Genomic DNA, 11,079 nt, shown 5'->3' with positions numbered 1-11,079 from the left:
CGTGTTCTGCCGCCTGAACGTGCGACCTTCTCATCGGCATGTTCGGCGCTCAGCGCCAGCAGATAGGGCAGCAGCACCATCGCCCCGGTCGAGGGCACGGCGATGCCGGAGTCCGTGATCACCAGCCCCACCGCCATGCCCGTGGCTGCGGCGAGGAAGCCGAAGTGGATGTCCTGGTCTTCGAACACCTGCGGCAGACGTCCTCGCCATCTGTTCGTCAGGCGACCGGTGCGCGATGTGGAAGAGATGGCGGGGAAGTGGAGCAGATAGCGGAGGAAGAGCAGGATCGCGATGACCGCGAGGGGAGTCACGATCGCCAGCGCAGGGTTGATCTGAATGATGTGGAGGTTGGCGCCGAGCTTCCGGCCGATCACCTGCAGGGCCTCACCGGTGACGATCTGGTCGAAGAAGTTTCCGAAGTGCGAGCGTGCACCCGGTTCGCGCAGCCAGTCGAGGAACGCGATGCCCAGCAGCACGGTCAGCGAGGCGAGGCCGATGAGCACAAGACGGACGATGGTGAGGCGGATGCGGCTGACCAATGCCAGCAGCACCAGGAGGCCGGCCAGGGTGGCGATCGTGCCGCCGAACTTCGCACCCCAGGACGGATTTCCGGACACGAACACCGCGAACAGTCCGAGGACGAGGGGAAGGATGACGACCATCCTGCGATGTCCCTTCGATCTCAGCCAGGAGATCGCAAGTCCCAGGAAGATGAACAGGCTGACGATGAAGATCGCCGCTCCCTGATTCCCCAGGCCGTAGTACCGGCCACCGACGATCGGGTTGTAGCCCAGCAGGGAGTTGCCCTGCAGATGCGAACCGGTGATGAGGTCTGCGGAGAGGATGAGGAAGCTGGCCAGCGAGAGCGCGGCCACGCGACCGCGCCAGGTTCGACCCCAGGGCGGGAGCAGAGAGACGACGAAGAGGAGCGCGGCCGAGACCGCGATCGACAGCGCCAAACCGAAGCCGGGGTGGGGCAATCGGGCCCAGGGCAGCAGTCCAGCCAGGAACGCACTCATCGGCAGGGTTGCCGCGGCGAGTGAGATCCAGGCCAGGAATCGGTGCACGGTGGGGGCGATCGTCGCACCGCCTCGGCGGCCGATGAGGGCCCGGGAGAGCAGAAGCCCGCACAGGATGAACAGGACGTAGAAGGTGATGTCGAGGAACAGGGAGAACGTCGACAGATGCTGGTGGATCGTTGTCGCCTTCTGCGATTCGGACACAAGATCATCGATGCGCTTGTCCGGGGCGTCATCGGTGGGCGTGATGTCGAAGGTGATGCCGCTGGGGGAGGAGATGCCGAATTGGTCGAGGATCCCCGGGGCCAGGTCCGTGATCTGCAGGAGGCCGGGAGTGCGTGTGCTGGGCGAGGACACACTGCCCGGTTCGTAGCCGGGACCGGAGGCGATGAATGCGCGCAGCTGCGGCAGACTCGAGCTGTCGCCGAGGCCGGCCACAATGATCGTGGGTTCGGCGCTTCCCGGCTTCGCAGAGTCTCGGACTTCGTCCAGTTTGGTGCCCAAGCGCTGATCGGCCTCGGCGACGCGTTCCGCGCGGTCGAAGGAGACAGGGACGGTGTAGGAGAAGTCGGGGATCGGATCGTAGAGCCACGCCGATGAGCCGATCGAGCCCAGGTCGACGAGTCCGAGTCGGCAGTCGGTGGTGGCCGCGTCATCGGTGTAGTCGGCCACGATGCCGTTGTCGTCGGCGACGGCATAGGCCGCGCCGGGGCCCTCTGCGGCGACGCAGGCTGCGAGCTGCGATTCGTCTCCCGCGGAGTCAGTGCCTGCTGGGTTCGTCTTCCCCTGCTCGCGGACGAGGCGGGAGAGCATTCCGTAGTCCACCGAGTAGCCCGAGTCGATGTTCGGCTCTTTGATGGACTCGAAGTCATCGATCACGGCGGTGGTCGTCCCCCGAGGGGAATCCCCGGGGAGATATTCATCACTCGATGCTCCAGCGCTGCTGCCTGATGCTGAGGCCTCGTCCGCCTTCTCCACTGCCTTCGCGACGGCTTCGTCGCTGGTCGACGGGGCGCTCAGCGGGGGGCAGGTGGCCGTGCTGTCGGCTTCGTCCGGATCGGCTGGAGGGCCAGCCTCGGCGCGCGCGCCGGCACCCAAGGACAGCCAACCGGACCCGGGGCAGGTGGCCGACCCGATGGTGCGCACATTGAGGTTGGCGGCCGCACCGTCGGAGAAGAGCGCGTAGAGGTTGGGCGTGCGCACGGGATCGATGTCATTGATGGTCAGACCGGGTATGCCGTAGACGATGGTCCTGCCGGCGGGGGCGTGTGAGGCCTCGGAATCCTGGTCCGACGCTCCGGTGTTCGCCGACGCTGCGGGGCTCGACGATGCTGCGGTGTCGGCCGCGGATGTCGCGGGCGATTCGGTGCTCGGTGACTCGTCTGCGGCAGTGGCCGGTGACTGCGCGGGGCCGAGCACGAGCACCAAGAGCCCGAGAACTAATCCCAGCACCAGGAGTCTGTATGCGGGAAGGCACTTGGGCAGCAGGGATGTGGGCGGCACATGACAATGGTATCGGCTCAGGTTTCCGCCCGCTCTGTCACTGGCCTGAGCGTTTGCTCCGCGGGTGAGAGTGCATGTATATTTGATTGTCGTTGTGTGTGTCCGTCGTGCTCCCTTACATAGCCTCATGCGTTGCAGGCCCGTAGGTGAGGGGACGTCTTCGATGGGCAGACCCGATTCAAGACAACGAGTGCCTTGACTCATCAGACTCACGACCCGATGAGTCAACGGCACTACACCAAGAGATACGAAAAGAAGGCTACTTTTGCGTACGTTCACACCCAAGCCCGGCGATATTGAGCGCCAGTGGCACGTCATTGACGCCACTGACCAGGTGCTCGGTCGTCTTGCCTCCCAGGTTGCACGCCTGCTGCGCGGCAAGCACAAGACCACCTATGCTCCTCATATCGACACCGGTGACTTCGTCATCATCATCAATGCCGACAAGGTCGCATTGACCGGTGCGAAGCTCGACCAGAAGCGCGCTTACCACCACTCGGGTTACCCGGGCGGTCTGAAGAGCGTCAACTACGCCGAGCTTCTCGCCACCAATCCCGAGCGCGCAGTCGAAAAGGCTGTCGGCGGTATGGTTCCGAAGACTCGTCTCGGACGTGCCCAGATGCAGAAGCTGAAGGTGTACACGGGTGGAGAGCACCCACACGCCGCTCAGAATCCGCAGTCGTACGAACTCAGCCAGGTCGCGCAGTAAGCGCGCTTGAGCTCTAGACATACCGAGGAGAACCGTGGCTGAAGAAACCACCACTGCGACAGAGACTGTCGAAGAACCAATCGCAACCGAATACACGTCGGAGACCCCCGAATCCGCAGGCCTGGGCGAACAGACCGCCGGCGGACGCGGACAGTCCCTGACCGCTCCCGGCAGCGGAGTCGGCCGCCGCAAGCAGGCAGTTGCTCGCGTGCGCCTGATCCCCGGATCCGGTGAATGGACCATCAACGGACGCTCTCTCGAAGAGTACTTCCCGAACAAGCTGCACCAGCAGCTCGTGAACGAGCCCTTCCGCCTCCTGGACCTCGACGGACGTTTCGACGTCGTCGTGCTCATCTCCGGTGGCGGACCGTCCGGTCAGGCCGGAGCCGTTCGTCTGGGCATCGCCCGTTCGCTCAATCAGATCGACGAAGAGTCGAACCGTGCCGAGCTGAAGAAGGCAGGCTACCTGCGCCGCGACGCACGCGTCCCCGAGCGCAAGAAGGCCGGTCTCAAGAAGGCCCGTAAGGCACCTCAGTTCTCGAAGCGCTGATTCTGCTGTCAGGACTGCGCCTGGTCTGCCGCTGAGGCGCAGTCACCGACAGTTCAGCTCGATGAACACCGCAATGCGGCCCCGAACCGGATTCGGGGCCGCATTTCGTGCATTCACTCGCTTTTCGCCCTTCTTTCGCCGCGTCACCGGCGGCGTCAACTCGCACCGATTTCGGGCGTCGTGCGGTCCGGCACCACCGCCTCGGCGGTCCTATGGACTACTATCGACGAGAAATTGAGGAAAGGACTTTCCATGACACGACTCTTCGGCACCGACGGTGTCCGCGGGTTGGCCAACAGCGACATCTCTGCACGGCTGGCCCTCCAACTCTCCGTTGCAGGTTCGCGAGTACTCACCCGTGGTTGGCCGGAAGGCAAGCGTCCCTTCGCGGTCGTGGGCCGAGACACCCGAGTCTCCGGCGAATTCCTCTCGGCCGCGATCAGCGCGGGCATCGCCTCGGCCGGAGTCGACGTGCTCGACGCGGGAATGCTGCCCACGCCTGGCATCGCCAGCGTCGTCGCGGACACGGGGGCTGCCTTCGGAGTCGTCATCTCCGCCTCCCACAACCCGATGCCGGACAACGGCATCAAATTCTTCGCAGCCGGCGGGACGAAACTCGACGATGCCGTCGAAGATTCGATCCTGGCAGTCCTCGATGAGGACTGGACCCGTCCCACCGGCGCCGAGGTGGGTCGCATCTCCCGTTATCCCGCCGCCGCTGACGAATACACTGAGAACCTTGTGCGCTCCCTCGACGCGGAGGGCACACGTCCCCTGTCCGGCCTCAAGGTCGTCGTCGACTGCGCTCACGGCGCGGCATCGGTCGTCGGGCCCGCTGCACTGCGCCAGGCCGGCGCCGAAGTCATCGTCTCCGCCGCCGAACCCGATGGCTTCAACATCAACGACGGCGTCGGGTCCACACACCTCGAACCACTCCAGCGCCTCGTCGTCGAGACCCAGTCCGATCTGGGCGTGGCCTTCGACGGCGACGCCGACCGCTGCCTGGCCGTGGACTCACTCGGTCGTGTCATCAACGGTGACCAGCTCATGGGCATCCTGGCGATCGGCCTCAAGGAACTCGGCGAACTGACCGGAAACACCCTCGTCACAACCGTGATGTCGAACCTCGGACTGCGGCACGCGATGGACAAGTACTCGATCAACACCGTCCAGACTGCTGTGGGTGACCGCTATGTCCTCGAACGCATGCTGGCAGACGGCTACGTCCTCGGCGGGGAACAGTCCGGGCATGTGCTCATGCTCGACCACGGCACCACCGGCGACGGTGTGCAGACGGCTCTGCATCTGATGAAGCGCATGGCTGATTCTAAGCGCACGCTGGCTGATCTGGCTGCCGAGATTCCTCAGCTGCCGCAGGCCCTCGTCAACGTCAAGGGCGTCGACAAGTATGGTGTCGACCATCCCCAGGTGGCGGCCGAAGTCAACGCAGTCGAAACCGAGCTCGAGGGCTCGGGCCGCGTGCTCCTGCGGGCCTCGGGCACCGAAGCGCTGATCCGCGTGATGGTCGAAGCCGAGACCGAGGACATCGCCCAGGCACAGGCCGAGCGTCTGGCCGCCAACGTCAAGGAGCACCTGGCGCTGTAGGCAGGGATCGGCTTGGTGCTGAGTGTTCCTCTCCGCAGCAGGCGGTGTGGCACGGGGCGTGTGTGGCGCGGGGCGCGTGTGGCTCGGCCACTGCGCGACGAAGTCCGCTCGATCCACGAAGTCCGCTCGATCCACGGTTAGTCCGATAAGTCGGTACCGATGGTGTCCGATAAGTGTGTGGGAACACAGTCCGAGAAGAAGGTAGTCAAGACGCCGATTATGTCGTCGCCGGCGACAACATATTCCAGCTCGGCGTTGGAGCGCTGCGACCACTGCCGTCCCTGAATTCGTTCAGCGCTGCGTCAGACAAGTCGGTACCGAGACTGTCCGATATGTGAGCTTCAGCGATAAATGGCGGCGATAGGTCAACCCTTCGTGGCGGCGGACCCACGTTCATCTTTGGCGCGAACTTGTGTCCATAGGACCGCCCCAGCCGCCGGGTTTAGTTTCGGAGCGCACCCAAAAACTATGCTTGGGGATGACACGATCCATCTTCCAGCGACCGGGCCCGGCCACGGTGGCTCTCGCTGATGAAGGATCGCAGTAGACCTGATTCCCATGGAGTTGACGATCGACCAAGGATGAGTCGCGCTGAAGACGAAAATCCTCTCAGACAAAGTCGCTCACCAGGGGGAATCCGCGCTCCTTGCTGAACAGGTCGATCTGAGCGTGCTCTCTGGCTTGGGCCGAACTCATTGCGTCCACCACTCAGGGTTCATTCCCGTGGTCGACCAGCGGCCGTGACATGGCCGCGGTGGTGAAGCCACTTCCTGGCCCTGAGCTTCTGGAAGACGCCATCGTTGCCGTGTTCAGCGGTGATCTGATCCGTGTCCACATCACAGTCTTCAACAGCAGGCCCCCGGAACGTACGTAGCAGTGCATAGAGGCCGAACACAATCCAGACCACGTTGATGATCATGTTGGGATATGCCAACCGATACAGGGCTGTCACCGACAGCATCACAGCCCCGAAGACATTCAACATCTGATAAGCGCGTCCAGCGGGATCGAGCAGGTGCAGGGTGACGAGAACGTAGCCGATGGCAACCGCTATGCCGCCGATCCAGCCAGACAGGTCGAAAAAGGTCACGAATCCTCCGGTCGTTTCTAGGAACTGGGGCCAAATCAAGGGGTCCCACAGACAATTCTCGACCCGCTAAGGATTCGGAACAAGTGGATGTTTATGCATAGAATCATTTATAATATCCGAATGGCTCTATCGTTGCATCGTCTGCGTACTCTGTGTGAGGTTGCCCGGGTTGGCGGGATCATCGCTGCCGCTGAAACGCTGCACTATTCGCCATCGACGGTCTCCCAACAGCTCGAAACGCTGAGCAAAGAGATTGGAGCACCCGTGATCGAACGAGTCGGACGCGGAGTCCGACTCACCGATGTGGGTCGAATCGCCGAGGAGCATGCAAAAGAACTGCTTGAGGCTGAGCAGCGCACCTTGGCGGCGATTGAACAGGCCCGTCAGGGACTGGCGGCGAGGTTGACTATTGGGGTCTTCGCCACTGCAGCGGCCAGCCTGTTGCCGGTAGTGCTCCAAGAGCTGGCTCAGCGATACCCGGAGATCATCATCGAAAGCGAAGAAGTCGAAGTCGAAGACGCCGTCGAAGGCCTCCGTGATGGTCGACTGGACTGTGCGCTGATGCTCGACTACCCGGATGCACCAGAGCAGTGGTCCGGAGATCTGAGCGTGGTGCCGATTGGCATCGATGAGATCCATCTGGCTGTTCCTACCGGCTCGGGCCTCGGTCAAGGAGTCAACCTGGCCGAGATGGCTGATGAAGACTGGATCCTCTCCGGTACAGCCACGTACTACGGGCGAGCAATGAGAGCCGCCTGCCGCGCCGCCGGTTTCGATCCGGTTGTACGCCACCGCCTCGACGCCACCGCGACTGCACTTGCCCTGGTGGCAGCCGGGCTGGGAGTCACGTTCACCAGCGATCTGGCAAAGACCTTCAACCCATCGCAGTCAGTCGACACGATCCGGCTGGCCAAGCCACTCCAAAACACCATCGTGATCGTCCAGCTTCCCCACACCCTTAAACGTCCTACAGTCCTTGCCGTCCACGACGCATTTCACACGGCAGGGAAGTCACTGGGCCTCGTGTCACTGGGCCTCGCAGAGCTGTAGCGAGTATGTACGGCTGGGCTTTTCGGTCGGTCATCGTCTAGCTATTCCAAGTGGAAACCACACTGTAGGTGAGGTCAACGTCACCGCCACCCAGTGTTGCCAGAAGACCGCCATTTATCGCTGAAGCTCACATGTCCGATCAGTGACTACGAACGGTGTCCGAAAAGTCCCGATACAACACAAACGCGATAACCAGACGCCGCGTTGATCGATGCTGAGAGCGCTGCGCTCAGCTCGCGGCGAACTGTGTTGCGTAGAGTTCCGCGTAGCGACCGTTGTGCGCCAACAGCTCATCATGCGAACCCGATTCGACGATTCGACCGGCTTCGACGACGAGGATCGTATCGGCCTGGCGGATCGTCGAGAGCCTGTGGGCGATGACCATTGCGGTGCGACCGCTCATGGCCTGTGTCAGTGCCTGTTGCACGGCGGCTTCGTTCGTCGAGTCCAGGGCGGAGGTCGCCTCATCGAGAACAACGACTTCGGGGGCTGCCAGGAGCATGCGCGCGATCGTCAGCCTCTGGCGTTCACCGCCGGAGAGGCGGTAGCCGCGCTCACCGATCACCGTGTCCAAGCCGTCGGGCAGGGACGCGATGACGTTGTGGAGCTGGGCCCCGTCGATGGCCTGGTGCAGTTGGGCATCGGTGGCCTCCGGATTGGCGAGGGCCAGGTTCGAGCGGATGGACTCGTGGAAGACGTGGCCATCCTGCGTCACCACCCCGACAGACTCCCGCAGCGACTCATACGTCAGGTCGCGGACATCGACCCCGCCGATGGTGATCGCACCGTTCGTCACGTCATAGAGACGGGGCAGGAGCGAGGCGATCGTGGATTTGCCGGCACCTGAGGACCCGACGAGGGCGACGGTGTGGCCGGCAGGAATCGTGAAGTCGAGTGAGTGCAGGACTTCGTCTCCTCCGCGAGCATCGAGCACGGATACGTCTTCGAGGCTGGCGAGGCTGACTTGGTCCGCGCTGGGGTAGGCGAAGTCGACGTTCGAGAACTTCACGTCGAGGCCGCCCTTGGGCAGTGCCTTCGGTGTCTCGGGCTCCTTGATGAGAGGCACGAGGTCGAGGACCTCGAACACGCGCTGGAAACTGACGACGGCGCTCATGATGTCCAGACGGGCGTTGGCGAGCATGGTCAGGGGAGTGTAGAGCCTGGTCAGAAGTAGCGCCAAGGTGACGACCTGGCCGGCGTTGAGGTTGCCGAGGACGGCCTGGGCGCCGCCGATGCCGTAGACGAGGGCCAGTGCCAAGGCAGAGACCAAAGTCAGCGAGGACACGAACGTCGACTGGAGCATGGCGACCTTGACGCCGATGTCGCGGACCTGACCGGCACGATCGGAGAACTCATCGGTCTCGGTCTTCGGATTGCCGAAGAGTTTGACCAGCGTGGCACCGCCGGCGGAGAATCTCTCAGTCATCCGGGTCGACATGTCCGCACTGTTCTCCGCAGCTTGGAACTGCAGGTCGGCAAGCTTTCCGCTGAGCAGCTTCGTGGGGATGATGAACAGCGGCAGGAGCAGGATCGAGAGGACGGTGACCTGCCAGGAGATCGTGACCATCACGCCCACGGTCAGCGCCAGCGAGACGAAGTTCGACACGATCCCCGACAGCGTGTTGGAAAAGGCCCGCTGAGCCCCGATGACATCGGTGTTCAGACGCGAGACCAGTGCACCCGTGCGGGTGCGGTTGAAGAACGCGATCGGCATCTTCTGCACATGGTCATAGACCGCCGTGCGCAGATCGAAGATGAGACCCTCGCCGATCTGCGAGGACAGGTACCGGTTGAAGATCGTGATCGCGGCGTCGGCGATCGCCAGGGCGCCGATCCCCACGGCCAGCCAGACGACGGTCTCGATGGGTCCGCCGCTGGTGATCGCGTTGACGACGTCACCGGCGAGCACCGGGTTGAGGACGCCGATGACGGCGGTGCCGACGGAGAGTGTGAGGAAGACGACGAGCTTCGCCTTGTGACGGGTCGCGAACGACGCGATCCGGCGGTAGGTGCCCGGCTTGATCGAGGTCTTCGGGGTCTTCTTGCTCGACACGGAGCTGTACATCACCCTGTGTGCTGACTGCAGACTCATATCGGCCTCATCTCCTTGTGGCGTTCCGGCGCGTCTGGGTCGAACGGACGCAATCGGACACAGCTGTTCTCGGGTTCGAAACCTGTTCAGGCGGAGCTGAGCGGAACAGCGCTTCGCCGACGCCACCCACCCACATCACCCACGGGCTGCGAACTATGCACTGAGTGCAACTATTGCAGACTCGAATCTATTTCCTCATCGGCTCGGAACAGAGTCTCATGTGAGAGGCCTCACGGGTCAAAGCACGTCCTTGGGCCGGGTGTGAGGACCGTGTGTCCGGCCGCAACGCAGGTTCGCACCGCACCCGTACGTGACTCGGGCCCCGTCGCACACACGCCCCAGCATTGCCGACCACACATGCTCAGAGCTTGCGCATCAGAGTTTGCGCAGTTGGACCTTGCGGATCGTGTGATCGGCGGACTTGTGCAGAACGAGGTCGGCGCGGCCGCGGCTGGGCTGGACGTTCTCCCGCAGATTGGGGAAGTTGATCGAGTCCCAGATCTCCGTCGCCAGGGTGACCGCCTCCTCATCGCTGAGCTTCGAATACCGGTGGAAGTAGGAATCCGGATCCTGGAACGCTCCCGCTTTGAGCTTGAGGAAGCGGGAGATGTACCACTCGCGGATGTCCTTCGAACGGGCGTCGACGTAGACGGAGAAGTCGAAGTAGTCGCTGATCGACAGGCCCAGGGTTCCATCGCTGCGTGGCCTGGCAGGCTGGAGGACGTTGAGGCCCTCGACGATGAGGACATCGGGGGAGCGCACAACCACCTCGGCGCCGGGGACGATGTCGTAGGTGTGATGCGAATAGACGGGGGCACGGACCTCCGGGGATCCGGATTTCACGGCGGAGATGAACCGCAGCAGCTTGCGGCGATCATAGGACTCGGGGAATCCCTTGCGCCCGACCAGGCGCCTGCGCTCGAGCTCGGCGTTGGGGTAGAGGAAACCGTCGGTGGTGATGAGCTCGACGCGGGGGGTGTCGGGCCACCGAGCCAGGAGTTCGCGCAGAACACGGGCGGTGGTGGATTTGCCGACGGCGACGGAGCCGGCCACGCCGATGACGAAGGGGGTCCGCTTCGACTCCTGCGGCTCGAGTCCCATCTCGTGCAGCGGCGAGAAGAAGTCACGGGTCATCTCGTGTTTGGCATGACGGGCGGAGACGTAGAGGTTGAGCAGACGCGACAGGGGCAGGTAGACCTGGGACACCTCGTCGAGGTTGATCCGGTCGCCCAAACCGCGCAGACGCTCGATGTCGCGTTGTTTCAGTGGCAGCGGAGTGGCCTGCGCCAAGGTCCCCCAGACGTCGCGCTCGAATTCCCAGAAGGGTGAAGTCGGTTCGACCTCGGCTTTGCGTCCGGTATTGAGACCGGCCAGGCGCCGCGCGCGGTCAAGAGTGGGGTCGACGTGAGACATGGACACAATTGTGTCATGCGTCATGTCCTCTCAGATCCCCGAGGTGGG

General features: G+C 63.2%; 8 protein-coding genes. 4 read left to right on the top strand and 4 right to left on the bottom strand.

The genetic code is table 11. From position 1 onward, the window contains the following. Positions 1-2,471: alkaline phosphatase family protein (locus L0G76_RS10685; protein WP_304357223.1), on the bottom strand; the 2,471-nt coding region annotated here is incomplete at its 3' end. Positions 2,472-2,787: 316 nt separating this feature from the next. Here L0G76_RS10685 and rplM point away from each other — a divergent pair. The 3 genes from rplM (at position 2,788) to glmM (ending at position 5,386) form a co-directional block, all read left to right on the top strand. Next, the gene (gene rplM / locus L0G76_RS10680) at positions 2,788-3,231 is read left to right on the top strand and encodes a 50S ribosomal protein L13 (RefSeq protein ID WP_092106744.1); all 444 of its coding nucleotides are present in this window, start codon (positions 2,788-2,790) and stop codon (positions 3,229-3,231) included. A gap of 34 nt (positions 3,232-3,265) precedes the next feature. Beyond that, on the top strand, positions 3,266-3,781 hold the full coding sequence (gene rpsI, locus L0G76_RS10675; protein WP_304357222.1) for a 30S ribosomal protein S9: 516 nt from the start codon (positions 3,266-3,268) through the stop codon (positions 3,779-3,781). A gap of 252 nt (positions 3,782-4,033) precedes the next feature. Next, the gene (gene glmM / locus L0G76_RS10670) at positions 4,034-5,386 is read left to right on the top strand and encodes a phosphoglucosamine mutase (protein WP_304357221.1); all 1,353 of its coding nucleotides are present in this window, start codon (positions 4,034-4,036) and stop codon (positions 5,384-5,386) included. 715 nt (positions 5,387-6,101) lie between these two features. Here glmM and L0G76_RS10665 read toward each other — a convergent pair. Then, the gene (locus tag L0G76_RS10665; RefSeq protein WP_304357220.1) at positions 6,102-6,476 is read right to left on the bottom strand and encodes a CBU_0592 family membrane protein; all 375 of its coding nucleotides are present in this window, start codon (positions 6,474-6,476) and stop codon (positions 6,102-6,104) included. A gap of 120 nt (positions 6,477-6,596) precedes the next feature. Here L0G76_RS10665 and L0G76_RS10660 point away from each other — a divergent pair, with 120 nt between their 5' ends. Further along, positions 6,597-7,526 carry a LysR family transcriptional regulator gene (locus tag L0G76_RS10660; RefSeq protein WP_304357219.1) on the top strand — a complete coding sequence of 310 codons (930 nt, stop codon included), beginning with the start codon at positions 6,597-6,599 and terminating at the stop codon, positions 7,524-7,526. Between the two features lie 229 nt (positions 7,527-7,755). Here L0G76_RS10660 and L0G76_RS10655 read toward each other — a convergent pair whose 3' ends face one another. Both L0G76_RS10655 and coaA read right to left on the bottom strand, forming a co-directional pair. Beyond that, the gene (locus L0G76_RS10655) at positions 7,756-9,618 is read right to left on the bottom strand and encodes an ABC transporter ATP-binding protein (RefSeq protein WP_304357218.1); all 1,863 of its coding nucleotides are present in this window, start codon (positions 9,616-9,618) and stop codon (positions 7,756-7,758) included. Between the two features lie 375 nt (positions 9,619-9,993). Continuing rightward, on the bottom strand, positions 9,994-11,031 hold the full coding sequence (gene coaA / locus L0G76_RS10650; protein ID WP_304357217.1) for a type I pantothenate kinase: 1,038 nt from the start codon (positions 11,029-11,031) through the stop codon (positions 9,994-9,996). Positions 11,032-11,079: the final 48 nt, after the last annotated feature.

The sequence above is a fragment of the Brevibacterium picturae genome (assembly GCF_030453725.1).
Classification (GTDB): Bacteria; Actinomycetota; Actinomycetes; order Actinomycetales; family Brevibacteriaceae; genus Brevibacterium; species Brevibacterium sandarakinum_A.
The sequence above is the reverse complement of the archived record's forward strand: the minus strand, read 5'-3'. Positions and strand labels throughout refer to the sequence as shown.